General features: G+C 68.2%; 38 protein-coding genes. 4 read left to right on the plus strand and 34 right to left on the minus strand.

Annotation, left to right across the window (positions count from 1 at the left end):
- Position 1: 1 nt before the first annotated feature.
- The 31 genes from truA to rpsJ form a co-directional block, all read right to left on the minus strand.
- Positions 2–856, minus strand: a complete 855-nt coding sequence (truA, locus tag AC3ET3_RS02830) for a tRNA pseudouridine(38-40) synthase TruA (RefSeq protein WP_432135001.1) — start codon at positions 854–856, stop codon at positions 2–4.
- 126 nt (positions 857–982) lie between these two features.
- On the minus strand, positions 983–1,477 hold the full coding sequence (gene rplQ, locus AC3ET3_RS02835) for a 50S ribosomal protein L17 (protein ID WP_432135002.1): 495 nt from the start codon (positions 1,475–1,477) through the stop codon (positions 983–985).
- Between the two features lie 196 nt (positions 1,478–1,673).
- On the minus strand, positions 1,674–2,696 hold the full coding sequence (locus AC3ET3_RS02840) for a DNA-directed RNA polymerase subunit alpha (protein ID WP_003966937.1): 1,023 nt from the start codon (positions 2,694–2,696) through the stop codon (positions 1,674–1,676).
- 152 nt (positions 2,697–2,848) lie between these two features.
- Complete coding sequence (gene rpsK, locus AC3ET3_RS02845) at positions 2,849–3,253, minus strand: 30S ribosomal protein S11 (protein ID WP_398859245.1); 405 nt, start codon at positions 3,251–3,253, stop codon at positions 2,849–2,851.
- 68 nt (positions 3,254–3,321) lie between these two features.
- Positions 3,322–3,702, minus strand: coding sequence for a 30S ribosomal protein S13 (gene rpsM, locus AC3ET3_RS02850; RefSeq protein ID WP_432135003.1), 381 nt, complete (start codon positions 3,700–3,702; stop codon positions 3,322–3,324).
- 202 nt (positions 3,703–3,904) lie between these two features.
- On the minus strand, positions 3,905–4,018 hold the full coding sequence (gene rpmJ, locus AC3ET3_RS02855; RefSeq protein WP_003948619.1) for a 50S ribosomal protein L36: 114 nt from the start codon (positions 4,016–4,018) through the stop codon (positions 3,905–3,907).
- A gap of 59 nt (positions 4,019–4,077) precedes the next feature.
- Positions 4,078–4,299, minus strand: a complete 222-nt coding sequence (gene infA, locus AC3ET3_RS02860) for a translation initiation factor IF-1 (protein ID WP_004927214.1) — start codon at positions 4,297–4,299, stop codon at positions 4,078–4,080.
- 141 nt (positions 4,300–4,440) lie between these two features.
- Positions 4,441–5,277, minus strand: coding sequence for a type I methionyl aminopeptidase (gene map, locus AC3ET3_RS02865; protein ID WP_432135032.1), 837 nt, complete (start codon positions 5,275–5,277; stop codon positions 4,441–4,443).
- Positions 5,278–5,375: 98 nt separating this feature from the next.
- Positions 5,376–6,038, minus strand: a complete 663-nt coding sequence (locus tag AC3ET3_RS02870) for an adenylate kinase (RefSeq protein WP_432135004.1) — start codon at positions 6,036–6,038, stop codon at positions 5,376–5,378.
- A complete protein-coding gene (secY, locus tag AC3ET3_RS02875) occupies positions 6,038–7,351 on the minus strand; it encodes a preprotein translocase subunit SecY (RefSeq protein ID WP_432135005.1) in 1,314 nt (437 codons plus the stop codon). The genes AC3ET3_RS02870 and secY overlap by 1 nt, the downstream gene beginning before the upstream one ends.
- A 189-nt stretch (positions 7,352–7,540) precedes the next feature.
- Positions 7,541–7,996, minus strand: coding sequence for a 50S ribosomal protein L15 (rplO, locus tag AC3ET3_RS02880; RefSeq protein WP_030601181.1), 456 nt, complete (start codon positions 7,994–7,996; stop codon positions 7,541–7,543).
- Between the two features lie 2 nt (positions 7,997–7,998).
- Complete coding sequence (rpmD, locus tag AC3ET3_RS02885; protein WP_009190145.1) at positions 7,999–8,181, minus strand: 50S ribosomal protein L30; 183 nt, start codon at positions 8,179–8,181, stop codon at positions 7,999–8,001.
- Between the two features lie 2 nt (positions 8,182–8,183).
- The gene (gene rpsE, locus AC3ET3_RS02890; RefSeq protein WP_009190144.1) at positions 8,184–8,789 is read right to left on the minus strand and encodes a 30S ribosomal protein S5; all 606 of its coding nucleotides are present in this window, start codon (positions 8,787–8,789) and stop codon (positions 8,184–8,186) included.
- Between the two features lie 43 nt (positions 8,790–8,832).
- Positions 8,833–9,213, minus strand: coding sequence for a 50S ribosomal protein L18 (rplR, locus tag AC3ET3_RS02895; protein WP_399649794.1), 381 nt, complete (start codon positions 9,211–9,213; stop codon positions 8,833–8,835).
- A 3-nt stretch (positions 9,214–9,216) separates the two neighbouring features.
- A complete protein-coding gene (rplF, locus tag AC3ET3_RS02900) occupies positions 9,217–9,756 on the minus strand; it encodes a 50S ribosomal protein L6 (protein WP_432135006.1) in 540 nt (179 codons plus the stop codon).
- A 24-nt stretch (positions 9,757–9,780) separates the two neighbouring features.
- Positions 9,781–10,179: a 30S ribosomal protein S8 gene (gene rpsH, locus AC3ET3_RS02905; RefSeq protein ID WP_007384075.1), complete on the minus strand. Its 399-nt coding sequence runs from the start codon at positions 10,177–10,179 to the stop codon at positions 9,781–9,783.
- Positions 10,180–10,393: 214 nt separating this feature from the next.
- Positions 10,394–10,579 (minus strand): type Z 30S ribosomal protein S14, encoded by a 186-nt coding sequence (locus AC3ET3_RS02910; RefSeq protein WP_003956452.1) that lies wholly within the window; start codon positions 10,577–10,579, stop codon positions 10,394–10,396.
- A gap of 5 nt (positions 10,580–10,584) precedes the next feature.
- Positions 10,585–11,142: a 50S ribosomal protein L5 gene (rplE, locus tag AC3ET3_RS02915; protein ID WP_356627492.1), complete on the minus strand. Its 558-nt coding sequence runs from the start codon at positions 11,140–11,142 to the stop codon at positions 10,585–10,587.
- The gene (rplX, locus tag AC3ET3_RS02920; RefSeq protein WP_003992365.1) at positions 11,142–11,465 is read right to left on the minus strand and encodes a 50S ribosomal protein L24; all 324 of its coding nucleotides are present in this window, start codon (positions 11,463–11,465) and stop codon (positions 11,142–11,144) included. Before rplX ends, rplE begins: the two co-directional genes overlap by 1 nt.
- Positions 11,466–11,467: 2 nt before the next feature.
- The gene (gene rplN / locus AC3ET3_RS02925) at positions 11,468–11,836 is read right to left on the minus strand and encodes a 50S ribosomal protein L14 (RefSeq protein WP_003998823.1); all 369 of its coding nucleotides are present in this window, start codon (positions 11,834–11,836) and stop codon (positions 11,468–11,470) included.
- A gap of 131 nt (positions 11,837–11,967) precedes the next feature.
- Positions 11,968–12,255, minus strand: a complete 288-nt coding sequence (rpsQ, locus tag AC3ET3_RS02930) for a 30S ribosomal protein S17 (protein ID WP_432135007.1) — start codon at positions 12,253–12,255, stop codon at positions 11,968–11,970.
- Positions 12,255–12,479, minus strand: a complete 225-nt coding sequence (rpmC, locus tag AC3ET3_RS02935) for a 50S ribosomal protein L29 (RefSeq protein WP_059079052.1) — start codon at positions 12,477–12,479, stop codon at positions 12,255–12,257. Before rpmC ends, rpsQ begins: the two co-directional genes overlap by 1 nt.
- Positions 12,479–12,898, minus strand: a complete 420-nt coding sequence (gene rplP, locus AC3ET3_RS02940; protein ID WP_030745246.1) for a 50S ribosomal protein L16 — start codon at positions 12,896–12,898, stop codon at positions 12,479–12,481. The genes rpmC and rplP overlap by 1 nt, the downstream gene beginning before the upstream one ends.
- Positions 12,899–12,901: 3 nt before the next feature.
- The gene (gene rpsC / locus AC3ET3_RS02945) at positions 12,902–13,732 is read right to left on the minus strand and encodes a 30S ribosomal protein S3 (protein ID WP_432135008.1); all 831 of its coding nucleotides are present in this window, start codon (positions 13,730–13,732) and stop codon (positions 12,902–12,904) included.
- Positions 13,732–14,079, minus strand: a complete 348-nt coding sequence (gene rplV / locus AC3ET3_RS02950) for a 50S ribosomal protein L22 (protein ID WP_003974262.1) — start codon at positions 14,077–14,079, stop codon at positions 13,732–13,734. The genes rpsC and rplV overlap by 1 nt, the downstream gene beginning before the upstream one ends.
- Before the next feature lie 44 nt (positions 14,080–14,123).
- Entirely contained in the window at positions 14,124–14,405 is a 282-nt protein-coding gene (gene rpsS / locus AC3ET3_RS02955; protein WP_003992359.1) for a 30S ribosomal protein S19, read from the minus strand.
- A gap of 12 nt (positions 14,406–14,417) precedes the next feature.
- The gene (rplB, locus tag AC3ET3_RS02960; protein ID WP_432135009.1) at positions 14,418–15,254 is read right to left on the minus strand and encodes a 50S ribosomal protein L2; all 837 of its coding nucleotides are present in this window, start codon (positions 15,252–15,254) and stop codon (positions 14,418–14,420) included.
- A gap of 40 nt (positions 15,255–15,294) precedes the next feature.
- The gene (rplW, locus tag AC3ET3_RS02965; protein WP_208876145.1) at positions 15,295–15,714 is read right to left on the minus strand and encodes a 50S ribosomal protein L23; all 420 of its coding nucleotides are present in this window, start codon (positions 15,712–15,714) and stop codon (positions 15,295–15,297) included.
- Entirely contained in the window at positions 15,714–16,373 is a 660-nt protein-coding gene (gene rplD / locus AC3ET3_RS02970; RefSeq protein ID WP_432135010.1) for a 50S ribosomal protein L4, read from the minus strand. Before rplD ends, rplW begins: the two co-directional genes overlap by 1 nt.
- A gap of 8 nt (positions 16,374–16,381) precedes the next feature.
- Entirely contained in the window at positions 16,382–17,026 is a 645-nt protein-coding gene (gene rplC, locus AC3ET3_RS02975) for a 50S ribosomal protein L3 (protein ID WP_432135011.1), read from the minus strand.
- A gap of 16 nt (positions 17,027–17,042) precedes the next feature.
- A complete protein-coding gene (gene rpsJ / locus AC3ET3_RS02980) occupies positions 17,043–17,351 on the minus strand; it encodes a 30S ribosomal protein S10 (protein ID WP_003948644.1) in 309 nt (102 codons plus the stop codon).
- Positions 17,352–17,892: 541 nt separating this feature from the next.
- On the opposite strand from rpsJ, the gene AC3ET3_RS02985 reads away from it, so the two are divergent.
- Positions 17,893–19,908: a hypothetical protein gene (locus AC3ET3_RS02985; protein WP_435611564.1), complete on the plus strand. Its 2,016-nt coding sequence runs from the start codon at positions 17,893–17,895 to the stop codon at positions 19,906–19,908.
- Positions 19,909–19,949: 41 nt separating this feature from the next.
- Here AC3ET3_RS02985 and AC3ET3_RS02990 read toward each other — a convergent pair whose 3' ends face one another.
- Both AC3ET3_RS02990 and AC3ET3_RS02995 read right to left on the minus strand, forming a co-directional pair.
- Positions 19,950–20,489, minus strand: coding sequence for a YcxB family protein (locus AC3ET3_RS02990; protein ID WP_435611565.1), 540 nt, complete (start codon positions 20,487–20,489; stop codon positions 19,950–19,952).
- Between the two features lie 547 nt (positions 20,490–21,036).
- Positions 21,037–21,429, minus strand: coding sequence for a nuclear transport factor 2 family protein (locus AC3ET3_RS02995; RefSeq protein ID WP_432135014.1), 393 nt, complete (start codon positions 21,427–21,429; stop codon positions 21,037–21,039).
- Positions 21,430–21,551: 122 nt separating this feature from the next.
- On the opposite strand from AC3ET3_RS02995, the gene AC3ET3_RS03000 reads away from it, so the two are divergent.
- Both AC3ET3_RS03000 and AC3ET3_RS03005 read left to right on the plus strand, forming a co-directional pair.
- The gene (locus AC3ET3_RS03000; protein ID WP_435611566.1) at positions 21,552–22,127 is read left to right on the plus strand and encodes a PadR family transcriptional regulator; all 576 of its coding nucleotides are present in this window, start codon (positions 21,552–21,554) and stop codon (positions 22,125–22,127) included.
- Positions 22,128–22,395: 268 nt separating this feature from the next.
- Positions 22,396–22,551, plus strand: coding sequence for a hypothetical protein (locus AC3ET3_RS03005; protein ID WP_435611567.1), 156 nt, complete (start codon positions 22,396–22,398; stop codon positions 22,549–22,551).
- A gap of 211 nt (positions 22,552–22,762) precedes the next feature.
- Here the strand turns inward: AC3ET3_RS03005 and AC3ET3_RS03010 are convergent, their stop codons facing one another.
- Positions 22,763–23,197, minus strand: coding sequence for a hypothetical protein (locus AC3ET3_RS03010; protein ID WP_432135017.1), 435 nt, complete (start codon positions 23,195–23,197; stop codon positions 22,763–22,765).
- A gap of 281 nt (positions 23,198–23,478) precedes the next feature.
- Here AC3ET3_RS03010 and AC3ET3_RS03015 point away from each other — a divergent pair, with 281 nt between their 5' ends.
- A complete protein-coding gene (locus tag AC3ET3_RS03015; RefSeq protein ID WP_432155429.1) occupies positions 23,479–24,399 on the plus strand; it encodes a LysR family transcriptional regulator in 921 nt (306 codons plus the stop codon).
- Positions 24,400–24,447: the final 48 nt, after the last annotated feature.

The raw sequence follows: 24,447 nt of genomic DNA on the forward strand, positions 1-24,447 counted from the left end.
CTCAGCAGCACCCCGCGCCGGGAAGCGACCGCTTGTTGCGCGCTTCCCGGCTGCGCGCCGCCAGCAACTCGTCGGCGGGATAGCCGACCTGCTCCAGCGTCAGCCCGTGCGGCCGTACGACGTGGACGGCCGAGTCGCGCACCCCGGCGGCCAGCACCTTGCCGGGCCAGTCGGCCGGCCGGTGCCCGTCCCCGACGAACAGCAGCGCCCCGATCAGCGACCGCACCATGTTGTGGCAGAACGCGTCGGCCCGGACGGTCGCGGTGATGATCCCGTCGTCGCCCTTGACCAGGCTCAGCTCCTGGAGGGTGCGGATGGTGGTGGCGCCCTCCCGCTTCTTGCAGTAGGCGGCGAAGTCGTGCTCGCCCAGCAGCGCCCGGGCCGCCTCGTTCATCGCGTCGACGTCGAGCGGCCAGTCGTGCCACAGCACGTGGTTGCGCAGCAGCGGGTCCACCCCGCCGGGGTTGTCGGTGACCCGGTAGGCGTAGCGCCGCCAGACCGCCGAGAACCGTGCGTCGAACCCGCTCGGCGCCTCCCGGAGCGCCCACACCCGCACGTCCCGGTCCAGTCGCCCCGCGAGCCGCTTGAGCAGCTTCTCGTGGTGCTCCCGCCACACCGCCTCCGGCAGGTCCACATGGGCGACCTGCCCCCGCGCGTGCACACCGGCGTCCGTCCGCCCGGCGACGGTCAGCTCGTACGTCTCCCGGGACCGCGTCACGGTCCGCAACGCGTCCTCGATCTCCCCCTGGACGGTCCGCCGCCCGCCGGCCTGCTTGGCCCACCCGGAGAACGCGGTCCCGTCGTACGACAGATCGAGCCGGACGCGGACATGACCGGGCGCTGCTTCATCACTCACGTACAGATCCTCTCAGGTACACGAAAGCGGGCCCGCTCCGGGAAGGAACGGGCCCACTCACGCGCCCCACAGGGGCGCGGGGAACCGCGCGAACAACCGCAGCGGCGCCGCAGTCGAAGGACGGCCTTACGCCTCCTTGGACTCCTCGGCCGGCGCCTCGGTCGCCTCGTCGGCCTTGGTCTCCTCGACCTTGGCCTCCTCGGCCTCCTTGACCGCACGCTTGGTGGCGGCCTCGGCCTCGCCCACGGCGTTCTGCTGCACCGTCAGCGCCTCGACCAGCTCGATGACCGCCATGGGCGCGTTGTCGCCGCGACGGTTGCCGATCTTGGTGATGCGGGTGTAGCCGCCGGGACGGTTCTCGTACCGCGGGCCGATCTCGGTGAAGAGCGTGTGGACGATGCCCTTGTCCGTGATGACCTGGAGCACCTGACGGCGGTTGTGAAGGTCACCCTTCTTCGCCTTGGTGATCAGACGCTCGGCGTACGGCCGCAGACGGCGGGCCTTCGCCTCGGTGGTGGTGATGCGGCCGTGCTCGAAGAGGCTCTTCGCCAGGTTCGCGAGGAGCAGCTTCTCGTGCGCGGCGCTGCCGCCCAGACGGGCACCCTTGGTGGGCTTCGGCATGATCTTTCTCCTGTGTGTCTGCCCCGGCCGTATCAGGTACCGGGGTCAGTATCCGAGCAGACGGTTGTCTGTCGAAGATCCAGGCCCCCGAAGGGGCCTGGAAGGGGCGCGGGGCCGCTGCATTCGCGGCTCCGCCGCGCGGGCGCGGCCGGCCACGACCAGCCCGCGGACGCAGTACGGACTCCCCGCGGAGCGCTCAGTACTGCTCGGTCTCGACGAACCCGGCGTCCGCGTCGTCGTCGGCGCCGAAGGCGTCCGCGGCGGCGGTCGGGTCGAATCCGGGCGGGCTGTCCTTCAGGGCCAGGCCCATGCCGGCCAGCTTCGCCTTGACCTCGTCGATCGACTTCGCACCGAAGTTGCGGATGTCGAGCAGGTCGGCCTCGGAGCGGGCGACGAGCTCACCCACGGAGTGGATGCCCTCGCGCTTGAGGCAGTTGTAGGAGCGGACCGTGAGCTCCAGCTCCTCGATCGGCAGCGCCAGGTCGGCGGCCAGGGCGGCGTCCGTGGGGGACGGGCCCATGTCGATGCCCTCGGCGTCGATGTTCAGCTCGCGGGCGAGACCGAACAGCTCGACCAGGGTCTTACCGGCGGAGGCCATGGCGTCACGGGGACGCATCGCCTGCTTGGTCTCGACGTCGACGATCAGCTTGTCGAAGTCGGTGCGCTGCTCGACACGCGTGGCCTCGACCTTGTACGTGACCTTCAGCACGGGGCTGTAGATGGAGTCGACCGGGATACGGCCGATCTCCTGGCCCACCTGCTTGTTCTGCACGGCGGAGACGTAGCCGCGACCGCGCTCGACGGTCAGCTCCATCTCCAGCTTGCCCTTGCCGTTGAGCGTGGCGAGGACGAGGTCGGGGTTGTGCACCTCGACACCGGCCGGCGGCGCGATGTCGGCGGCGGTGACCAGACCCGGGCCCTGCTTGCGCAGGTACATCACGACCGGCTCGTCGTGCTCCGAGGAGACGACCAGCTGCTTGATGTTGAGGATCAGGTCGGTGACGTCCTCCTTGACGCCCGGCACGGTGGTGAACTCGTGCAGCACGCCGTCGATCCGGATGCTGGTGACGGCGGCACCGGGGATCGAGGACAGGAGGGTACGGCGCAGGGAGTTGCCGAGGGTGTAGCCGAAGCCCGGCTCCAGCGGCTCGATCACGAACCGGGAGCGGAATTCGTCGACGACCTCTTCGGTCAACGAGGGACGCTGAGCGATCAGCATGTGTGGATCAGATCCTTCTTTCGTGGACGCCCGCTATTTGACGCCCGACGGAAACCGCACCTGTGAGAAGTGCGGGTATTGCAAGGGTACGGGCGATACGGCGCCTTGCAGAGCCGTACCGCCCGAAACCACAGACCGTGACGAAGCGGTCGTCAGACGCGACGACGCTTCGGCGGACGGCAGCCGTTGTGCGGGGTCGGGGTGACGTCCTGGATGGAGCCGACCTCGAGGCCCGTGGCCTGCAGGGAGCGGATGGCGGTCTCACGACCGGCGCCCGGGCCCTTGACGAACACGTCGACCTTGCGCATGCCGTGCTCCTGAGCGCGGCGGGCGGCCGACTCGGCGGCCATCTGCGCGGCGAACGGCGTGGACTTGCGCGAGCCCTTGAAGCCGACGTGGCCGGCGGAGGCCCACGAGATCACGTTGCCGGTCGGGTCCGTGATGGACACGATCGTGTTGTTGAACGTGCTCTTGATGTGCGCCTGGCCGTGCGCGACGTTCTTCTTTTCCTTGCGGCGCACCTTCTTGGCAGCGCCCTGACGTCCCTTGGGGGGCATGTCTGAATCTCCTACGGGAGGTGGTCGGTCCTACAGCGAAGACCGCTGGACGGCGTGTCCGCTGCGGACTACTTCTTGCCCGGCTTCTTCTTGCCGGCGATGGCGCGACGCGGGCCCTTGCGGGTGCGGGCGTTGGTGCTGGTGCGCTGACCGCGGACGGGCAGGCCGCGGCGGTGACGCAGACCCTGGTAGCAGCCGATCTCGACCTTGCGGCGGATGTCGGCCTGGATCTCGCGACGGAGGTCACCCTCGGTCTTGATGTTGTTGTCCACGAACTCGCGGATCGCGACGAGCTGCTCTTCGCTCAGGTCGCGGACGCGGGTGTTCGGGTCGACGCCGGTGGCGGCCAGCGTCTGCTGCGAAAGGGTCCGGCCGATGCCGAACACGTAGGTGAGGGCGACCTCCACGCGCTTGTCGCGCGGGATGTCAACACCGGAAACGCGTGCCATTCAATGGCTCCTGGTGATCTTCGGAGGTCTTCCACAGAGCCGGCTCCCAGCCGCCGTACCAGGTACGAACTGGGTCCCCAGCCTCCGAACCGGGGGTGTCAGGCGCGAAGGAATCCCCGCCTGGGCTCTGCGTATGAACAAATTCAGCTCGCGTCGCGCGAAGTCTCTGCGATAGAGGTGCAGAGGGTGTGATCCGTGTGCGTCAGCCCTGGCGCTGCTTGTGGCGCGGGTTGTCGCAAATGATCATGACCCGGCCGTGACGGCGGATCACCCTGCACTTGTCGCAGATCTTCTTGACGCTCGGCTTGACCTTCATTGGGTGAGGTTCTCCGGGTCAGTGCCATCGCCGCGGGAGGCCCGGGGCGCGGGCAAGATCTACTTGTACCGGTAGACGATCCGGCCACGCGTCAGGTCGTAAGGAGACAGCTCCACCACGACCCGGTCGTCAGGGAGAATGCGGATGTAGTGCATGCGCATCTTGCCGCTGATGTGTGCCAGGACCTGGTGGCCGTTCTGGAGCTCGACCCTGAACATGGCGTTCGGCAGAGACTCGACGACAGTGCCCTCGATCTCGATGGCACCTTGCTTCTTGGCCACGCTTTGCCCTTCGAATCGACTACCTTGATCGACTCACTGTGAGCGCACGAAGACATGCGGACACACAAGAGCCGACGAGTCAGTCTACGTCAGGCCACCCGGAAACACGAATCGAGGGAGTCTGCCCACCCTCGATGGTCGTTACGCCAGCGGATCCGGTGCCGCCGTGACGCCGTACTCCGCCAGCTTCGCCCGGCCGCAGTCCGGGGCCGTCAGGACCAGGGGGCCCTGCTCGGTCAGGGCCACCGAGTGCTCCCAGTGCGAGGACCAGGTGCCGTCCGTCGTGATGACGGTCCAGTCGTCCTCCAGGACCTTGGTCCGGGGGGTGCCGAGGGAGACCATGGGCTCGATGGCCAGGCAGAAGCCGGGGACCAGCTTGGGGCCCTTGCCGCGGCGCCGGTCGACGTAGTTCAGCAGGTGCGGGTCCATGTGCATCTCGGTGCCGATGCCGTGGCCGCCGTAGTCCTCGATGATGCCGTAGCGGCCGCCGCCCGGCTTCGGCTGGCGCCGGATATAGGTCTCGATGGCCTTGGAGACGTCCACGAGGCGGTTGCCCTGCCGCATGGCCGCGATCCCGGCCCACATCGACTCCTCGGTGACCCGGGACAGCTCGACCAGCTCCGGAGCGTGACCGGAGCCCACGAAGGCCGTGTAGGCGGCGTCACCGTGCCAGCCGTCGATGATCGCGCCGGCGTCGATGGAGATGATGTCGCCGTCCTTGAGGACGACGTCCTCGGAGGGGATGCCGTGCACCACGACGTCGTTGACGGAGGTGCAGATGGTGGCCGGGAAGCCGCCGTAGCCGAGGAAGTTCGACTTCGCGCCGTGCTCGGCGATCACCTTGCGGGCGACCTCGTCCAGGTCCTTGGTGGTCGCACCCGGTACCGCCGCCTCACGCGTGGCGGCGTGAATGGCGGCGACCACCAGCCCGGCCGCACGCATCTTGGCGATCTGCTCGGGGCTCTTGATCTGCACCATGGGAAGCCTGCGCTCTCCGTCACTCACGTCAACCGATTACCTACACAACACTAGGCCGTGGCACCCGGGAGGGGCGCCACGGCCAGGTCGGCCGACGGCTACTCGCCGTCGCCCTCGCGCTTCAGCGCCGCCAGCGCACGGCCGGTCACCTCGTCCACCGGGCCCATGGCCTCGATGGTCACCACCAGGCCCTGGGCCTTGTAGTAGTCGATGATCGGCTCGGTCTGCGTGTGGTAGACCTCCAGCCGCTTGCGGACGGTCCCCTCGGTGTCGTCGTCGCGCTGGTACAGCTCACCGCCGCAGACGTCGCACACGCCGTCCTTCGCCGGCTTCTTGTACGACACGTGGAAGACGTGCGCGGAGTCGTTGCGGCAGATGCGCCGACCGGCGATCCGCTTGACGACCTCCTCCTCGGGGGCTTCGAGGTCGAGTACCGCGTCCAGCTTGATGGCCTCGGTCTTGAGCAGCTCGTCGAGCGCCTGGGCCTGCGAGACATTGCGCGGGAAACCGTCCAGCAGGAAACCGCCCTCGGCGTCGGGCTGCTCCATGCGGTCCTTGGCCATCGCGATGGTCACCTCGTCGGGGACGAGGTTGCCGGCGTCCATGTAGGACTTCGCGAGCTTCCCGAGCTCCGTCTGCTGGCTGATGTTGGCTCGGAACAGGTCGCCCGTGGAGATGTGCGGGACGCGCAGCTTCTCAGCAAGGCGAGTGGCCTGCGTGCCCTTTCCGGCACCCGGCGGCCCGACGAGGACGATTCGCATCAGCGGAGGAACCCTTCGTAATTGCGCTGCTGGAGCTGGCTCTCGATCTGCTTCACCGTCTCCAGGCCCACACCCACGATGATCAGGATGGAGGTCCCGCCGAACGGGAAGTTCTGGTTCGCCCCGAAACCAACCAACGCCATCGTCGGCACGAGAGCAATCAGACCCAAGTACAGCGAACCCGGCCAGGTGATCCGGTTGAGCACGTACGAGAGGTACTCAGCGGTCGGTCGGCCAGCCCGGATGCCCGGGATGAAGCCACCATACTTCTTCATGTTGTCGGCGACTTCCTCGGGGTTGAAGGAGATCGCCACATAGAAGAACGCGAAGAAAACGATCAGCAAGAAGTACATGCTGATGTAAATGGGGTGGTCGCCCTTGGTCAGGTTGGCCTCGATCCACCGCTTCCAGCTGGAGTCGCTGTCGGAGAACTGCGCGATCAGGGCCGGGATGTAGAGCAGCGACGAGGCGAAGATGACCGGGATCACACCGGCCTGGTTCACCTTCAGCGGGATGTACGTCGAGGTACCGCCGTAGGAACGGCGGCCGATCATGCGCTTCGCGTACTGGACGGGGATCCGGCGCTGGGCCTGCTCGACGAAGACCACCAGGCCGACCATGACCAGGCCGACCGCGATGACGGTGCCGAACTCGATCCAGCCCTGAGCGAGGGTGCCCTGCTTCTTGATGGCCCACAGCGCGGACGGGAAGGTCGCGGCGATCGAGATGAACATCAGGATCGACATGCCGTTGCCGATGCCGCGGTCGGTGATCAGCTCACCGAGCCACATGACGACGGCGGTACCGGCGGTCATGGTGATGACCATGGTGATGGTCGTGAAGATGGCGGTGTCCGGGACGATGCTCGACGCGACCGTGCAGCCGGAGAAGAGAGCGCCGCTGCGGGCCGTGGCCACCAGGCCGGTGCCCTGGAGGATGGCGAGGGCCACCGTCAGGTACCGGGTGTACTGGGTGATCTTCGCCGTGCCGGCCTGGCCCTCCTTCTTGAGGGCTTCCAGGCGTGGGATCACCACGGTCAGCAGCTGGAGGATGATGCTCGCCGTGATGTACGGCATGATGCCCAGCGCGAAGACCGTGATCTGCAGCAGCGCGCCGCCGCTGAACATGTTGACCAGTCCGAAGAGGCCCTGGTTGCCGGACGCCTCGTCCACACACTGCTGGACGGACTTGTAGTCGACGCCCGGGATCGGGATGTGGGTACCGACCCGGTAGACCACGATGATGCCGAGCGTGAAGAGCAGCTTCTTGCGCAGGTCGGGCGTCCTGAACGCCCGGGCGAACGCGGTGAGCACGGTGCCTCCTGCGACCCCCGCGCATCTGCGTCAAGGGTGACGGTCTTGAGGTTCGACGGATACAGAAAAAGAACAGTGCAGGCCACCTTACCGGCGACACTGCCCCCCTAGGAACGACCAACCGGGGATGCCCCATTTGTAGGGCATCCCCGGTCGGGATCGCTCATGTCACTGACACGTCCGAGTGGTTCAGACGAGCTCGGTGACGGTGCCGCCGGCGGCGGTGATCTTCTCCTTGGCGGAGCCGGAGACGGCGTCGACCGTCACCTGCAGCGCCACGGAGATCTCGCCCTGGCCGAGGACCTTGACGAGGCTGTTCTTGCGAACGGCGCCCTTGGCGACCAGGCTCTCGACGGTGACCTCGCCACCCTCGGGGTAGAGCGCGGCCAGCTTGTCGAGGTTCACGACCTGGTACTCGGTCTTGAACGGGTTCTTGAAGCCCTTCAGCTTCGGGAGACGCATGTGGAGGGGCATCTGCCCGCCCTCGAAGCGCTCCGGAACCTGGTAACGGGCCTTGGTGCCCTTGGTACCACGACCGGCCGTCTTACCCTTCGACGCCTCACCACGACCCACACGGGTCTTGGCGGTCTTGGCGCCCGGGGCGGGACGGAGGTTGTGGATCTTGAGCGGGTTGTTCTCCGCCATGATCAGTCGACCTCCTCGACCGTCACGAGGTGGCGGACGGTGTGCACCATGCCGCGGAACTCGGGGCGGTCCTCCTTGACGACCACGTCGCCCAGGCGCTTCAGGCCCAGGGAACGCAGGGTGTCACGGTGGTTCTGCTTGCTGCCGATGTAGGACTTCGTCTGCGTGATCTTGAGCTGCGCCATGATTACGCACCCGCCCCGGCACGCGCACGCAGCAGGGCCGCGGGAGCGACGTCCTCGAGGGGCAGACCGCGGCGGGCCGCGATCTCCTCGGGACGCTGCAGGCCCTTCAGGGCCTCCACGGTGGCGTGCACGATGTTGATCGCGTTGTCGGAGCCGAGCGACTTCGACAGCACGTCGTGGATACCGGCGCACTCCAGCACGGCACGCACGGGACCACCGGCGATCACACCGGTACCCGGCGAAGCCGGCTTGAGGAGAACGACACCGGCGGCCTTCTCACCCTGGATGGGGTGAGGGATGGTGCCCTGGATCCGGGGGACCTTGAAGAAGTGCTTCTTGGCCTCCTCAACGCCCTTGGCGATGGCGGCCGGCACCTCCTTGGCCTTGCCGTAACCGACACCCACGGTGCCGTCACCGTCGCCCACCACGACCAGCGCGGTGAAGCTGAAGCGACGACCACCCTTCACAACCTTGGCGACGCGGTTGATCGCGACAACGCGCTCAACGTACGCGGTCTTCTCGGCGGCAGCAGCGCCGCCGTCACGGCCCTTCCGGTCCCGCCGCTCGCCGCCACCGGCACCGCCACCGCGGCGCTGGGGTCCAGCCATTGGAATTACCTCTCTCTGTTTCCGCTAGCGCTACGGAACCGGCTCAGAACTTGAGCCCGGCCTCGCGGGCGGCGTCCGCCAGGGCCGCGATGCGGCCGGCGTACTGGTTGCCACCACGGTCGAACACGACGGCCTCGACACCGGCGGCCTTGGCACGCTCGGCGACCAGGGCGCCGACCTTCTTGGCCTGCGAGGACTTGTCCTCGGCACCGCGGATCGACGCGTCCAGGGAGGACGCCGACGCCAGGGTGTGGCCCTTCAGGTCGTCGATCACCTGCGCCACGATGTGGCGGTTGGAGCGGGTCACGACCAGACGGGGGCGCTCGGCCGTACCGTTGATCCGCTTGCGGATCCGGAGGTGACGGCGCTTGATCGCGGCGCGCTTGTAGGCGTCGCCCTTCAGGATCTTCTGCCCGTATGCCATGGCTTACTTACCCGCCTTTCCGACCTTGCGGCGGATGACTTCGCCCTCGTACTTGACGCCCTTGGCCTTGTACGGGTCGGGCTTGCGCAGCTTGCGGATGTTGGCCGCGACCTCGCCCACCTTCTGCTTGTCGATGCCCTCGACCTGGAATCGGGTCGGGGTCTCCACCTTGAAGGTGATGCCCTCGGGCGCCTCGACGGTGATCGGGTGGCTGTAACCGAGCGCGAACTCGAGGTTCGAGCCCTTCGCGGCCACGCGGTAACCGACACCGCTGATCTCGAGCTTCTTCACGTAACCCTGGGTCACGCCGGTGATCATGTTCGCCACCAGCGTGCGGGACAGGCCGTGCAGGGCCTTGCTCTGACGCTCGTCGTTGGGGCGGGTCACCTGCAGGGTGCCGTCCTCGCCCTTGGCGATGTCGATCGGAGCAGCAACGGTGTGGGTCAGCTCGCCCTTGGGGCCCTTGACCTTCACCGTGCGGCCGTCGATGGTGACGTCCACGCCGGCGGGAACCGCGATGGGGAGCTTGCCGATGCGCGACATAGCTGTTTCCTCCGTTCCCTTCTGCTACCAGACGTAGGCGAGGACTTCCCCACCCACGCCCTTCTTGCCGGCCTGCTTGTCGGTGAGGAGCCCGTGCGACGTGGAGATGATCGCCACGCCCAGGCCGCCGAGCACCTTCGGCAGGTTGGTGGACTTCGCGTACACCCGGAGACCGGGCTTGGAGATCCGCTTGATGCCCGCGATGGAGCGCTCACGGTTGGGGCCGAACTTCAGCTCCAGGACGAGGTTCTTGCCGACCTCGGCGTCCTCGACCTTCCAGCCCGTGATGAAGCCCTCCTGCTGGAGGATCTCCGCGATGTGAGACTTGATCTTGGACGCCGGCATCGTCACGGAGTCGTGGTACGCCGAGTTCGCGTTACGCAGACGCGTCAGCATGTCTGCGATCGGATCAGTCATGGTCATGAATTGGCCTGTGGCCTTTCTCGCCGGGGTTTCCTATATGCGCCATCCCTCTCCCCGTACTTCTCAGACGGGACGGGTGCGGTGCGGGGACCTACGGCGTAGTAAGTCGTTCAGGGCGGCAGAGGCCCAACCCTCCCAGCCTAAGGCATGCGGGGAGGGGCCTCTGCCGTCCCGGTTGCTTACCGAGAGGTCCAGGAATCCCTGAAAGCAGGGATTACCAGGAGCTCTTGGTCACGCCCGGCAGCTCGCCACGGTGAGCCATCTCACGAAGGCACACGCGGCACAGGCCGAACTTGCGGTAGACGGAGTGCGGACGACCGCAGCGCTGGCAGCGGGTGTACGCACGCACGCCGAACTTGGGCTTGCGAGCAGCCTTCGCGATGAGAGCCTTCTTCGCCATCTCGCTCACGCCTCCTTGAACGGGAAGCCGAGGTGACGGAGAAGGGCGCGGCCCTCTTCGTCGTTGGTCGCCGTGGTGACCACGGTGATGTCCATACCCCGGACACGGTCGATCTTGTCCTGGTCGATCTCGTGGAACATGACCTGCTCGGTGAGACCGAAGGTGTAGTTGCCACGGCCGTCGAACTGCTTGGGGGACAGACCGCGGAAGTCGCGGATGCGCGGCAGCGCGAGCGACAGGGTGCGGTCCAGGAACTCCCACATGCGGTCGCCACGGAGCGTGACGTGGGCACCGATCGGCTGGCCCTCACGCAGCTTGAACTGCGCGATGGACTTGCGGGCCTTGGTCACGGCCGGCTTCTGACCGGTGATCGTGGTGAGGTCGCGGATGGCGCCCTCGATCAGCTTGGAGTCGCGGGCGGCGTCGCCCACACCCATGTTGACCACGATCTTGACGAGGCCGGGAACCTGCATGACGTTCTCGTACTGGAACTGCTCACGCAGCTTGCCCGCGATCTCCTCGCGGTACTTCGTCTTCAGACGCGGAGTGGTGGTGGTAGCCATCAGATGTCCTCACCCGTCCGCTTGGCAACGCGGATCTTGTTGCCCTCGTCGTCGAAGCGGTAACCGACACGCGTGACGACCTTGTTGCCGTCCTTCTCCACGACCAGCTGGACGTTGGAGACGTGGATCGGGGCCTCGGTCGTGACGATGCCGCCGGCCTGGGAACCGCGAGCGGTCGGGCCGGCCTTGGTGTGCTTCTTGACCCGGTTGACACCCTCGACCAGGACGCGGTCCTCGCGGGGGAAGGCCGCGATGACCTTGCCCTGCTTGCCCTTGTCCTTACCGGTGATGACCTGGACCAGGTCGCCCTTCTTGATCTTCATGCTTACAGCACCTCCGGCGCGAGCGAGATGATCTTCATGAACTTCTTCTCGCGCAGCTCACGGCCGACCGGGCCGAAGATACGGGTGCCGCGAGGGTCGCCGTCGTTCTTCAGAATGACGGCGGCGTTCTCGTCGAAGCGGATGTACGAGCCGTCCGGGCGGCGGCGCTCCTTGACGGTGCGAACGATGACCGCCTTGACGACGTCACCCTTCTTCACGTTGCCACCGGGGATCGCGTCCTTGACGGTGGCGACGATGACGTCACCGATGCCCGCGTAGCGGCGACCGGAGCCACCGAGCACACGGATGCAAAGGATCTCCTTCGCACCAGTGTTGTCGGCGACACGCAGTCGCGACTCCTGCTGGATCACGTCTATCTCCTGTTTGTCTGCCGGTTCCCCGGGTGGGTGCGACACTTGCACACCCACCCGGAGCCTGGCGGAACTGTCCTGCGGGGTCTGCCCCGCAGGCGTACTTGTTGGAATTCCCTTGCGGGAATTACCTACTTGGCCTTCTCGAGGATCTCGACGACGCGCCAGCGCTTCGTCGCGGACAGCGGCCGGGTCTCCATGAGGAGGACGCGGTCGCCGACGCCCGCGGCGTTCTGCTCGTCGTGCGCCTTGAGCTTGTTGGTACGGCGGATGACCTTGCCGTACAGCGCGTGCTTGACACGGTCCTCGACGGCGACGACGACGGTCTTGTCCATCTTGTCGCTGACGACGAGACCCTCACGGGTCTTGCGGAAACCGCGCGCCTCGGTGCTGTTCTCAGTCACGTTCTTCTCGCTCATCAGGCGTTCTCCACCGTCTCGATGCCGAGCTCACGCTCACGCATGAGGGTGTAGATCCGGGCGATGTCCTTGCGGACCGCCTTGAGACGGCCGTGGTTCTCGAGCTGACCCGTGGCCGCCTGGAAGCGGAGGTTGAACAGCTCTTCCTTGGCCTCGCGGAGCTTGTTCAGCAGCTCCTCGTTGCCCAGCTCGCGCAGCTCGGACGCCTTGGTACCGGCCGACATCACGCTTCACCTGCCTCGCGCTTGACGATCCGGCACTTCATCGGCAGCTTGTGGGCCGCACGGGTCAGCGCCTCACGGGCGATCTTCTCGTTGGGGTACGACAGCTCGAACATCACGCGTCCGGGCTTGACGTTGGCGATCCACCACTCCGGAGAACCCTTACCGGAACCCATGCGGGTCTCGGCCGGCTTCTTCGTCAGCGGACGGTCCGGGTAGATGTTGATCCAGACCTTGCCGCCACGCTTGATGTGGCGGGTCATGGCGATACGAGCCGCCTCGATCTGGCGGTTCGTGACGTACGCCGGGGTCAGCGCCTGGATACCGTACTCGCCGAACGCAACCTGCGTCCCACCCTTGGACATGCCGCTGCGCTTCGGGTGGTGCTGCTTGCGGTGCTTGACCCTACGGGGGATCAGCATGGGTCAGCTCTCCTTTCCAGCAGCGCTGGGCTCGGCGGCCGGTGCCGCGGGCGCCTCGGCCGTGTTGGCCTCGGCCGCCGCGGCGGACTGCTGCGGCTTGCGACCGCGCCGCTCGCCACCGCGGCCACCACGGGCCGGGCGGTCGGCACCACCGCGGGACGGGCGGTTGCCCGCACGCGCGGCGGCGTTCTCGGCGCGGACCTCGGCGATGTTCTTGACGTCGCCCTTGTAGATCCAGACCTTCACGCCGATGCGGCCGAAGGTCGTCTTGGCCTCGAAGAAGCCGTAGTCCACGTTCGCGCGGAGCGTGTGCAGGGGCACGCGGCCCTCGCGGTAGAACTCCGAGCGGGACATCTCGGCGCCGCCGAGACGGCCACCGCACTGGATCTTGATGCCCTTGGCGCCGGCCTTCATGGCGGACTGCATGCTCTTGCGCATGGCCCGGCGGAAGGAGACGCGGGAGGAGAGCTGCTCGGCGACGGCCTGGGCGACCAGCTGGGCATCCGTCTCGGGGTTCTTGACCTCGAGGATGTTCAGCTGGACCTGCTTCTTCGTGAGCTTCTCGAGGTCACCGCGGATGCGGTCGGCCTCGGCGCCACGACGGCCGATGACGATGCCCGGACGCGCGGTGTGGATGTCCACGCGGACACGGTCACGGGTGCGCTCGATCTCGACCTTGGAGATGCCGGCGCGCTCCATGCCGGACGTCATCATCCGACGGATGGCGACGTCTTCCTTCACGTAGTCCTTGTAGGACTTGTCGGCGTACCAGCGGGACTTGAAGTCCGTGGTGACACCGAGCCGGAACCCGTGCGGGTTTACCTTCTGGCCCATTACCGGGTTCCTTCCTTGCTGCTGACGACCACGGTGATGTGGCTGGTCCGCTTGCGGATCCGGTAGGCGCGGCCCTGGGCACGCGGCCGGAACCGCTTCAGGGTCGGGCCCTCGTCGACGTAGGCCTCGGAGATGAAGAGGCTGTCGGCGTCGGTGTGGTCGTAGTTGTGCGCGGCGTTGGCGATGGCGCTGTCGAGCACCTTGCCGACGGGCACTGAGGCTGCCTGCGGAGCGAATCGCAGAACAGCCTGAGCCTCCGTGGCGTCCATGCCACGGATCAGGTCCACCACGCGGCGGGCCTTCATGGGCGTGACGCGGATGTACCGCGCCTGGGCCCTGGCTTCCATGGTTGTCCCTCTCAGTTACTTACGTGTCTGAATGCGATCCGCTGCTAGCGGCGCTTCGACTTCCGGTCGTCCTTGACGTGACCCCGGAAGGTGCGCGTCGGCGAGAACTCGCCGAGCTTGTGGCCGACCATCGACTCGGTGACGAACACCGGGATGTGGGTCTTGCCGTTGTGCACCGCGAGCGTGTGGCCGAGCATGGCCGGCACGATCATGGAGCGACGGGACCAGGTCTTGATGACGTTCTTGGTGCCGGCTTCGTTCTGGGCGTCCACCTTCTTGATCAGGTGGTCGTCGACGAAGGGCCCCTTCTTGAGACTGCGCGGCATCTAAACCCGCTCCTAGCGCTTCTTGTTCGTCTTGCGGCGGCGGACGATGTACTTGTTCGACGCCTTCTTGGGCGAACGAGTACGGCCTTCCTTCTGGCCCCACGGGGACACCGGGTGGCGACCACCGGAGGTCTTGCCCTCACCACCACCGTGCGGGTGGTCAACCGGGTTCATCGCCACACCGCGAACGGTCGGGCGGACGCCCAGCCAGCGCTTGCGGCCGGCCTTGCCCCAGTTGATGTTGGACTGCTCGGCGTTGCCGACCTCGCCGACCGTGGCGCGGCAGCGCTGGTCGACCAGACGGATCTCACCGGACGGCATGCGGAGGTGGGCCATGGTGCCCTCCTTCGCCAGCAGCTGCACCGAGGCACCGGCGGAGCGGGCGAACTTGGCACCGCCGCCCGGACGAAGCTCCACGGAGTGGATCGTCGTACCGACCGGGATGTTGCGCAGCGCCAGGTTGTTGCCGGGCTTGATGTCGGCACCGGGACCGTTCTCGATCCGGTCGCCCTGGTTCAGGCCCTTCGGCGCCAGGATGTAGCGCTTCTCGCCGTCCGCGTAGTGCAGGAGCGCGATGCGCGCGGTGCGGTTGGGGTCGTACTCGATGTGCGCGACCTTCGCCGGCACGCCGTCCTTGTCGTGGCGACGGAAGTCGATCACACGGTAGGCGCGCTTGTGGCCACCACCCTGGTGACGGACGGTCACACGACCGGAGTTGTTACGGCCACCCTTGCTGTGCAGGGGGCGGACCAGCGACTTCTCCGGCGTGGACCGCGTGATCTCGACGAAGTCGGCGACGCTGGAACCACGACGGCCCGGCGTAGTCGGCTTGTACTTGCGGATTCCCATTTCTCAGTCCTCGTCCGATATCGGACGATCCGGACCGCCCTCAGGCGGTCGGACCGCCGAAGATGTCGATACGGTCGCCCTCGGCGAGGGTCACGATCGCGCGCTTGGTCGCCGCGCGCTGGCCGAAGCCGGTGCGGGTCCGCTTGCGCTTGCCCTGGCGGTTGATCGTGTTGACCCCAGTGACCTTGACGTCGAAGACCGCCTGGACGGCCTCCTTGATCTGGGTCTTGTTGGCCCGCGGGTCGACGACGAACGTGTACTTGTTCTCGTCGAGCAGCGCGTAGCTCTTCTCGGAGACGACCGGCTTCAGCAGGACGTCACGGGGGTCCGTGTACGACTTGCTCAGCGGGGTCTCGACGGTGTTCTTGCCCTCGGTGGCGTGGCGGCGGGCCTTGGCGACGCGCGCGGCCTTGGCGGCCTTGGCCGCCTTCGAGGCGATAGCGGGGTGACGGATGGCCATCAGACCTCGCTCCCTTCGGTGTCGTTGGCCTTCTTCGGGCCGGCGACGAAGGACTCGAGAGCGGCCTGGGTGAAGACCACGTCGTCCGAGACGATCACGTCGTACGTGTTCAGCTGGCCCGGCTCCAGGATGTGGACCTGGGGCAGGTTGCGGGCGGACAGCCACGCGGCCTCGTCGGCGCGGTCGACGACCAGCAGGAGGTTCTTACGCTCGCTGATCTTGCCGAACAGAGCCTTGGCGGCCTTGGTGGACGGGGTCTCGCCCTCGATCACGCCGGTGACGACGTGGATGCGGTTGGCGCGGGCCCGGTCGGTGAGGGCGTGCCGCAGGGCGGCGGCCTTCATCTTCTTCGGGGTCCGCTGCGAGTAGTCGCGCGGCACGGGACCGTGCACGACGCCACCACCGGCGAACTGCGGGGCGCGGGTAGAGCCCTGGCGCGCACGGCCGGTGCCCTTCTGACGGTAAGGCTTCTTACCGCCACCACGAACCTCGCCGCGGGTCTTGGTCTTGTGCGTGCCCTGGCGGGCAGCCGCGTTCTGCGCGACGACGACCTGGTGGATCAGCGGGATGCTGACCTTCTCCACGCCGAAGATCTCCGCGGGGAGTTCGACGCTACCGGTCTTCTCGCCGGCAGGCGAAAGGATGTCAACAGTGCTCATCGGTTACCTCAGGCCCCCTTGGCCGCGGTGCGGACCAGGACGAGGCCGCCGTTCGGACCGGGAACCGCGCCCTTGATGAGCAGCAGGCCCTTCTCCGCGTCAACGGCGTGGACGGTCAGGTTCTGGGTGGTGACCCGCTCGTTGCCCATGCGACCCGCCATGCGGAGGCCCTTGAACACACGGCCCGGGGTGGCGCAGCCACCGATGGAGCCGGGGGAGCGGTGCTTGCGCTGGGTGCCGTGACCGGCGCCGAGGCCACCGAAGTTGTGGCGCTTCATGACACCGGCGAAGCCCTTGCCCTTGCTCTTGCCGGTCACGTCGACCTTGACGCCGGCCTCGAACACCTCAGCGGTGATCTCCTGGCCGAGCGTGTACTCGGAGGCGTCCGCGGTGCGGATCTCGACGAGGTGGCGGCGCGGCGTGACGTCGGCCTTGGCGAAGTGGCCCTTGAGGGGCTTGTTCACCTTGCGCGGGTCGATCTCGCCGAAGGCGATCTGGACCGACTCGTAGCCGTCGGTGTCGTTGGTACGGACCTGGGTGACGACGTTGGGGCCGGCCTTGACGACGGTGACCGGAACAACACGGTTGTTCTCGTCCCACACCTGCGTCATGCCGAGCTTCTCGCCCAGGATGCCCTTGATCTGCTTGGTCATCTTCAGATCACCGGCCTCAGAGCTTGATCTCGATGTCGACACCGGCCGGGAGGTCGAGTCGCATCAGAGAGTCAACGGTCTTGGGGGTCGGGTCGAGGATGTCGATCAGGCGCTTGTGCGTGCGCATCTCGAAGTGCTCGCGCGAGTCCTTGTACTTGTGCGGCGACTTGATGACGCAGTACACGTTCTTCTCAGTGGGCAGCGGCACCGGGCCCGCGACCGACGCACCAGTGCGGGTCACCGTCTCGACGATCTTCTTCGCCGAGGAGTCGATGACCTCGTGGTCGTAGGCCTTGAGCCGGATGCGGATCTTCTGTCCCGCCATGGCTACTCAGTAGTCCTTTGTCTCTTCACGCTCTGGAACCCGGCGGTTCCTGCCACCTTCGCTTCTCCGACCCACGCGGTCGGGCGTGTCGCGCTTCCGCTGACACAGATGTCCCTTGTTCGAACATCCCTGCGGAATGAACACGGCCCTTCCGGAACCGCAAGCCGGGGGCGAAGGCCCACCGGGCGCCTGGCCGGTGCCGCACCACACTTCCCGGAAGATTCCCGTACGTCCGCCCCAGCGCTGCCTCGCGGCAGTTAGGGCGACGAGTACTGTGGGACTCGCTTCCGGTCCCCCCGGCGGGAGGCGCGCAGCATCAACACTCGACCGAGCAACTCGGACAGTCTGCCATATGGGGCAGGGGCCTGGCCAATCGAGCCGGAGAGAATACCCCGGGGGTGACGAAGGTCAAACGCCGGCCACCGCAGGTAACGAGTCGGGTCATATCGGTGCCGCCCGCCGTCCCCTGCTCTACTCTGTGCCACCGGACGAACGCGGAGCGCGTGGGGGCGCGCCGGGGTGGGGGTCGACCTTGTCATCGATGCTGCGGAGATTCGGCCGCTGGGCGCCACGTGCCGGGGTCGCCGTCGGCGCTGCCGTGCTCCTGCTCGGGTTGCTGCCGGTCACGGCCGAGGCGCACCACGACGGGTGCCACCGCTGGCATTCGTGCCCGTCCGACACCGGCTCGTACGTGTGCGGTGATCTCGGCTACGACACCTACTGCGGCGGGACGGGCGACGACGACAGCGGCCCTTCCGAGTCCGTCGACGTGACCGCTCCCCGGCGACCGAAGGTCGACCGGCCGCATGCGGGCGAGGGCGGCCGGGTCAGCCTGACCGTCACGGCCGAACAGGGGGCGCGGATCGACGTCTCGGAGACCGACGAGTACGGCGGGGCGGGGCGGACGGTCGCCGTGGCCACGGCTACCGGGAACGCCCAGCCCCTCTCCTTCAAGGCCGCCAGCGGCTCCCACACCTACACCGTCACGGCCACCGACGCCGCCGGCAACACCAGCGACGTGTCCGAGGGCATCGCCCTCGACGTGGACGCCGACAGTCCGGAGATCACCGCCCTCTCCGTGTCCGACCCCGACGCGACGACCGCCACCACGCGCGTGTCGTTCGCCTCCGAGGCGGGAGCGGCGTACGAGCTCGCCGTGTCGGGCCGCAAGGAGCGGATCACCGGCACCGTCGGCGGTGACGGCACGGTCTCGGACGCCGTCCTCGTCCTCCCGAACGGCAGCTACACCGCCCGGGTACGGGTCACGGACGACGCGGGCAACGTCGGCCGCGCGGAGCGGAGCCTGCCCGTGGACGTCGAGGCACTCGCCCCGCGGGTGACCGCCGACCACGCACCCGGCTCCGGCCTTGTGCGGTTCGCCGTCACTGCCCCGCCACGGAGCAAGGGGACTCTCACGGTGGGCGACGCCGTTGAGCGGGCCTTCACGACGGACGCGGACGGACATGCCACGGTCAGTGCGGAGCTGCCGGACGGCAGCCACCCGGCACCGGTCGTCACGGTCACCGATCGCTACGGGCGCAGCGGCCGTACGAGTGGCCGCAGCCTGGTCGTCGACACCGTCGCCCCGGTGCTGAAGGTCGTGTCGGACGCCGAGCGGGCCACTCACGGGGAGCTGTCCCTGGCCGTGACGAGCGAGGCGCGGGCCAAGGTCTCGGTGGTGTACGGGTCGGGCGCACGCGACGGCTTCACCTCCTCCGGGCACCGCGCCACAGTGACCAGAGCGCTCGCTCCCGGCACCTATCAGGTCACCGTCACCGCCACGGACGCGTACGGCAACACCTCGACCGAGCACCTCAGCATCGAGGTGGGCGATCAGCGGACCGCAGGGCAATGGCTGGCCCTCGTGCTGAAGGCGGTACTGGTGCTCGGGCTGATCGCGGCAGCCGGGTACGTGTACCACCGCACCCGGCCCGCTCGCGAGGCCCGCCGGGCGCGACGGGCGGCGGAGCGGCACGCACGGGAACTGCGCGCCTGGGAGCAAGAACACGAGCGCCTGGTGGACCTCGCCGAGTTCGCCGCCGAGTTGGGGGAGGCAGAGGGGCCCGGCGGTGAGTGGCCGGCCGCATGGGGCAAGCGAAAGCGGGGCGAGGCGGTGTGGTGGGTGACGGACGCCGACATGGTCCAGCACGGTAAGAACGGCATGGACGTCCCTGGCGGCGGCTCCGTACGGGACTCCGGAACGCTCGTGGTGACCGGGCAGCGGGTGCTCTTCGTCGGTGGCACGAGGCGCGAGTGGCTCTTCGCGAAGCTCGTCCACGTCGAGCACTCGGGCCGGGACATCACGTGGATGCGGGTGACCAACCGCTCCAAGGTCTCCGGCGTCCGGTACCGGCGCGAGCCCGAGAGGACCCGCGTTGCCATCGAGTCGGCCATCGCCGAGGCTCCGGCCGGTGAAGCACGTGAACTGGGCACGGGGCGCGGTCCGGTACTGGCCCGGCTGCGCCAGATGATCACGGCTCACGACAGGCAACGCCCCGGCGGCACCGAGCCGGCCCCGGCCGCACGGGCGGCGCAGCCGACGAGCCCCCGCGTTTGACTTCCGCCTGACCACGTCCCCCTCGCGGCTCCGCCGCCCGGTCAGCCGGAGGCGGGCAGGTGGGCGCCGAGCAGATCGCGCAAGGGGGCGGCGTGGTCCGTGCCGTCCGTGCCCCGCTTGGGCAGGATCACCAGGCAGGACGCCCGTTTGTCCGCGCTCACCAGCACGAACAGATGGCGCGTCTCGACGTACCGGGACATCGAGGGCCAGCCATACCTGGTGAGGGTGTGGGCCGTCTCCACGGTCACCCCCGACTCGTCGACGGTTATCCGCCGTTCCCCGTGAGCCTCGTGGATCCGCTGCTGGGCTCGAGCGGTCATGCTGCGTATGCCGACCAGTCCGAAGAGCAGGAACAGCACGGCGAGGAACATGGAGACCGGGTCGACAACGATGCTGTCGTCCGTGGTGTGGACCGCCATGACCACCAGGAACGCCCCCACCACGAGCACGCTCCACCGCTGCCGCCGCGCGGCCGGCGACACCTTCGCATGGCCCCGCAGCGCCTCTCGGAACTGATCGGCCGTCGTCGTGTGCCGGACCTCGACCCGTCGCTCACCGGCCTGCTGCACCTCGGTCGTCACCGATCAGTCCCAACTCTCGCCCTCGATGTCTCCGTCACGCGACCACGGCATCGGCAGCCGATGCGGACGCGCCGGAAAGACCACTTGCCGGAGGCATTGTTTTCGGCCACACCGGGTCGCGCCAGGACGCTGTACGGGATCGTGCGGAAGCCGTGAGGGAACCGGTACGTCGCGGGTCCCACACAGGTACGGGCGGGCCGACGCCGAGCGAAATGCGCTCGTCCGTCGCCGACCCGCGCTCCTACGCTGATCAGCCACGTCGGCCGTCACGGGGGCTCGTCCCTGGCTGCGGGCCGTGGCGGTGTGGCGACAGGGCCGGCAGAACAGCCGCGCAGCATGTACGGCTGGCCTCCAGGCCGACTCCGGACAGCGGTTGCAGCGCCGTCTCGATCTCTGAGCGCCGCCGTCGGAATGAGGTGGCGCAGCCACCGGGGTTGTGGCGCTCCTCCGGGCAGGGTGCGCAGTCCCGCGCGGTGGAGGGTGACGGCGGCGGTCAGTCCGGCGTTGCCGGCGCCGATGACCACCGCGTGGAAGTCCGTCGTCGTGGCTACTGTTCGGCGGCCTCTCGGGCGATCTGCTCGAACTGGGCGCCCATGGCCTCGGCGAGCGCCTGGGCACCGGAGAGCGGACGCACCATCACCGTGAACTCGTCGATCTTCCCGTCGTCGTCGAAGTGCAGGAAGTCGCACCCCTGGAGCTTCTTGCCGGCGACGGTGGCGGTGAAGACGAAGGCGTGGTCGCGGCCGTCGGGGTCGGCGATCTCACGGATGTAGGTGAAGTCCTCGAAGACCCGGGACACGCCGCGCAGAATCGCGGCGGTGATGGCCTTGCCCGGGTACGGCTTGAAGGCGACGGGACTGGTGAAGACGACGTCGTCGGCCAGCAGAGCGGCCACGGCCTCCAGGTCGTCGCTCTCGACGGCCTCGCGGAAGGGATGCATGAGCCTACCTCTAATCAGAAATGTGAATAGGTGTGATGGAGATTAGAGAGCCCATTAGGGCTTGTCTACAGGGAAAGGGCGCCCGCTAGTCACCTTGTTGATTAATCTGCTAGCGTGCATCCATGGCTTTGCGGAACGCAGTGATGGCCGCGCTGCTGGAGGGCGAGGCGTCCGGGTACGACCTCGCGAAGGCGTTCGACGCGACGGTCGCCAACTTCTGGATGTCGACGCCTCAGCAGCTCTACCGGGAGCTGGATCGCATGGAGACCGAAGGACTCGTCACGGCCCGCGTCGTCGAGCAGGAGCGCCGCCCCAACAAGCGACTGTTCTCCTTGACGGAGGCCGGACGGAAGGCCGTCCACGCCTACACCGCCGAGCCGTTGGGCAAACCGGCCGTGATCCGGGACGAGTTGCTGGTCAAGGTGCAGTGCCTGGATGCGGGCGACATGGAAGCGGTCCGGACTGCCATCGCCGAGCGCATGGGGTGGGCCACCGCCAAGCTGGCCCGCTACGAGAGGCTCCGGCAGCGTCTGCTCGACGGGCGCTCCGAGGAGGCGTACTTCGCTGAGGCCGAGTGCATCGGCCCGTATCTGACTCTGCTGCGCGGGATGTCGTTCGAGCGGGAGAACCTCCAGTGGGGGGACATGGCGCTGCGCAGGCTCGAACAGCGCGCGGCCGGCCTCCGCGCCGACAACTGACCTGCGGCGGTCCCAGCCACGCGGTCAATCAACAAAGTGGGAGCTGGGAGCGTGACGCAGGACGACACAGCGCAGATACCACTGCTCGACACGGAGCCGACCGCCTCTCGGCAACGCTGCTGATGGAAGTGGCACACGACCACCAGTCAACAACTAGGCACCTAGTCGCATTGTTGAATATGAGGATGGCTGCGGGCTCCCCTTCCTGCAAAGTGACGCCGTTTAGGCAGGTGCTGAGAGACCTGAGCACCGACCACGGGTGCGCTGCGTGGACGCCTACGTCTCGCCGGACGACCTGCGCGAGGCCCGGCTGCTGCGCGCGCCGTTCTTCACCGCCCGTACGCCGCACGCGTGGGACGGCGCGGACCGGGCGCCCGTCCGCGCGGCGCCGCGCCCGACGCCTCGCGCGGCGTGCGGGTCCTGACCGCCCTGACCTGGGACACCCTGTGGGCTCGCCACGACGCCGAGCTGGTGCACAGCGCCCGTCGGCCCGCGCTGCTGCGGGCCCTGTGCGCCCCGGCCGCCAGAAGCCCGGCGGGCCCGACTCGTCGCCCTCATGAGGCGCCGCGTACCGCCGGAGCGGTGACACGCGGTGGTGGTCCGCCTCCGCGACGCCTCATGAGGGCGGCGATGTCTCAGGCGTGCCGTACCGCGCCCGGCCGCTCGCCCTCGAACGCCTCCATGAACTCCCGGGTGATCTCCAGGGAGAAGGGGTCCGTGTCCGGATTCGCGGGGGTCACCACGCTGACCACGAACCCCGGTTCCAGCGGAGGCTGGCTGCGGCGGTAGAAGACGGCGTACGGTCCCTGTCCCGAGGACGGGTCCAGGGCGTAGCCGTTCTCCTCCCAGAAGTCCTCCATCTCCTTGCCGGAGGTGAACGTGACGGCCGCCGGTGTGGTGGCGTCCTGCGGCGGGTCCAACTCCCAGGTCTGCCATGCCTCCGGTGTCAGGTACTCCCCGTCGAGGAACAGCCCCGGCCAGCGCCGCCGCGCGCTCCGGACGAAGCGGACCATGGCCGAGGGCAACGACAAGTCCACGATGAAGTCCGTTGCGTAACCGGTCAGTTCCACCAGTCTTCCCTCCCGTCACTTTCCTCGCACTGCCATCGAACGCCCTCAGCCTAGGGGGCCGGGGGCCTCTCGTACGCCCCGAACGATCGCATCCCCGCGCTCACCGGCGCGCGAGGTTTCGGATACGCCCCCGAAGACGTAGCCGGGACATCACTATGTTGACCGCCCGGGGCGCATTCCGGATCGTTGTTGACGCGTGGGGAGTGATCACCCGGCCACCCCGCCCCATTGGTCCATACCAACCTCTTGCCCCCTCCGCGAACCCGCAGCAAGCTCCCCCTATGGAGCTGGAGTTGAGGCATCTGAAGACGGTCCGGACGATCGCCGAGGCGGGCAGCCTCACCCGGGCGGCGACGGTGCTCGGGCTCGCCCAGCCCGCGCTCAGCGCACAGCTCAGGCGCATCGAGCGGGCCCTGGGCGGCGAGCTGTTCGAGCGCGGGCGGCACGGCGTACGGGCCACCGCGCTCGGCGAACTGGTCCTGGAGCGCACCCGGCTCCTGCTCCCCGCCGTGACCGCGCTCCAGCAGGACGCGGCCCGTCTCGCCCACACCGGTCACACGGCCGGCGGGCGGCTGCGGCTCGGCGGCACCCACGGCCCGCTGCTCGGCGCCCTCGTCGACCGGCTGGCGGCCGCCGTCCCCGACGCCACGGTGACCACCCGCACGTCGTGGTCGGAGCGCGAGCTGGCCGGGCTGCTGGCCGACGGCCGCCTCGACTACGCCCTCACCGGCGCCTGCGGCTCCGCCCCGCCGCCCGGCGCGGACGGGCTGCGCTGGCGGGAGGTGGCCGTCGACCCGGTCCACGTCATGCTCCCGGACGGCCACCCCCTGGCCGGGCGCCCCGAGATCGAGCTGTCCGACCTGGCGGACCGGGCGTGGGCGTGCGTGCCCGGGGACGGCTGCTTCGCCGACTGCTTCACCGCCGCCTGCGCGCACGCGGGCTTCGCCCCGCGCCGGATGTACGAGACGGACACCACGTCCTGCGTCCACCTGGTGCGGGTGGGCCGCGCGGTGGGCCTGTGCCGGGCCACCTTCCCATCCACCCCCGGCCTGACCACCCGACCCGTGGCCGGTACGCCACTGCTCTGGCGCCACCTGCTGGGCTGGCACCCGGCGGCCCAGCGGGAGGAGACGGCGGCCGGGGTGCTCGCCCAGGCCCGAGCCGCGCACCGTTCCATAACACCGACCCGGAGGGTCAACTGACTGCTTACCGAGCCCACTCGGCGCTCCATACGGTGTCGGAGCTTCCCC

Source organism: Streptomyces sp. bgisy159 (assembly GCF_057707805.1).

Coding starts and splice junctions, on each gene's coding strand:
- rpmD (WP_009190145.1), bottom strand. CDS start 8,181: ATGGCGCAGCTCAAGATCACGCAGACGAAGTCCTACATCGGCAGCAAG.
- map (WP_432135032.1), bottom strand. CDS start 5,277: ATGGTGCAGATCAAGAGCCCCGAGCAGATCGCCAAGATGCGTGCGGCC.
- rplP (WP_030745246.1), bottom strand. CDS start 12,898: ATGCTGATCCCCCGTAGGGTCAAGCACCGCAAGCAGCACCACCCGAAG.
- rplX (WP_003992365.1), bottom strand. CDS start 11,465: ATGAAGATCAAGAAGGGCGACCTGGTCCAGGTCATCACCGGTAAGGAC.
- AC3ET3_RS02910 (WP_003956452.1), bottom strand. CDS start 10,579: ATGGCGAAGAAGGCTCTCATCGCGAAGGCTGCTCGCAAGCCCAAGTTC.
- AC3ET3_RS03015 (WP_432155429.1), top strand. CDS start 23,479: ATGGAGCTGGAGTTGAGGCATCTGAAGACGGTCCGGACGATCGCCGAG.
- rplD (WP_432135010.1), bottom strand. CDS start 16,373: ATGAGCACTGTTGACATCCTTTCGCCTGCCGGCGAGAAGACCGGTAGC.
- rplE (WP_356627492.1), bottom strand. CDS start 11,142: ATGGCTACCACCACCACTCCGCGTCTGAAGACGAAGTACCGCGAGGAG.
- AC3ET3_RS02995 (WP_432135014.1), bottom strand. CDS start 21,429: ATGCATCCCTTCCGCGAGGCCGTCGAGAGCGACGACCTGGAGGCCGTG.
- rplC (WP_432135011.1), bottom strand. CDS start 17,026: ATGACCAAGCAGATCAAGGGCATCCTGGGCGAGAAGCTCGGCATGACG.
- rplW (WP_208876145.1), bottom strand. CDS start 15,714: ATGGCCATCCGTCACCCCGCTATCGCCTCGAAGGCGGCCAAGGCCGCC.
- AC3ET3_RS02870 (WP_432135004.1), bottom strand. CDS start 6,038: ATGCGAATCGTCCTCGTCGGGCCGCCGGGTGCCGGAAAGGGCACGCAG.
- rplQ (WP_432135002.1), bottom strand. CDS start 1,477: ATGCCGAAGCCCACCAAGGGTGCCCGTCTGGGCGGCAGCGCCGCGCAC.
- AC3ET3_RS03000 (WP_435611566.1), top strand. CDS start 21,552: ATGGCTTTGCGGAACGCAGTGATGGCCGCGCTGCTGGAGGGCGAGGCG.
- rplB (WP_432135009.1), bottom strand. CDS start 15,254: ATGGGAATCCGCAAGTACAAGCCGACTACGCCGGGCCGTCGTGGTTCC.
- rpsC (WP_432135008.1), bottom strand. CDS start 13,732: ATGGGCCAGAAGGTAAACCCGCACGGGTTCCGGCTCGGTGTCACCACG.
- rplV (WP_003974262.1), bottom strand. CDS start 14,079: ATGGAAGCCAGGGCCCAGGCGCGGTACATCCGCGTCACGCCCATGAAG.
- rplR (WP_399649794.1), bottom strand. CDS start 9,213: ATGGCATACGGGCAGAAGATCCTGAAGGGCGACGCCTACAAGCGCGCC.
- rpsH (WP_007384075.1), bottom strand. CDS start 10,179: ATGACCATGACTGATCCGATCGCAGACATGCTGACGCGTCTGCGTAAC.
- rplF (WP_432135006.1), bottom strand. CDS start 9,756: ATGTCGCGCATCGGCAAGCTCCCCATCGCGGTTCCCGCCGGCGTGGAC.
- rpmC (WP_059079052.1), bottom strand. CDS start 12,479: ATGTCGGCCGGTACCAAGGCGTCCGAGCTGCGCGAGCTGGGCAACGAG.
- rpmJ (WP_003948619.1), bottom strand. CDS start 4,018: ATGAAGGTCAAGCCGAGCGTCAAGAAGATCTGCGACAAGTGCAGGGTG.
- rplO (WP_030601181.1), bottom strand. CDS start 7,996: ATGGCGGAGAACAACCCGCTCAAGATCCACAACCTCCGTCCCGCCCCG.
- rpsE (WP_009190144.1), bottom strand. CDS start 8,789: ATGGCTGGACCCCAGCGCCGCGGTGGCGGTGCCGGTGGCGGCGAGCGG.
- rpsQ (WP_432135007.1), bottom strand. CDS start 12,255: ATGAGCGAGAAGAACGTGACTGAGAACAGCACCGAGGCGCGCGGTTTC.
- rpsK (WP_398859245.1), bottom strand. CDS start 3,253: ATGCCCCCCAAGGGACGTCAGGGCGCTGCCAAGAAGGTGCGCCGCAAG.
- AC3ET3_RS02985 (WP_435611564.1), top strand. CDS start 17,893: ATGCTGCGGAGATTCGGCCGCTGGGCGCCACGTGCCGGGGTCGCCGTC.
- rpsM (WP_432135003.1), bottom strand. CDS start 3,702: ATGGCACGCGTTTCCGGTGTTGACATCCCGCGCGACAAGCGCGTGGAG.
- rpsJ (WP_003948644.1), bottom strand. CDS start 17,351: ATGGCGGGACAGAAGATCCGCATCCGGCTCAAGGCCTACGACCACGAG.
- rpsS (WP_003992359.1), bottom strand. CDS start 14,405: ATGCCGCGCAGTCTCAAGAAGGGGCCCTTCGTCGACGACCACCTGATC.
- AC3ET3_RS02840 (WP_003966937.1), bottom strand. CDS start 2,696: ATGCTGATCGCTCAGCGTCCCTCGTTGACCGAAGAGGTCGTCGACGAA.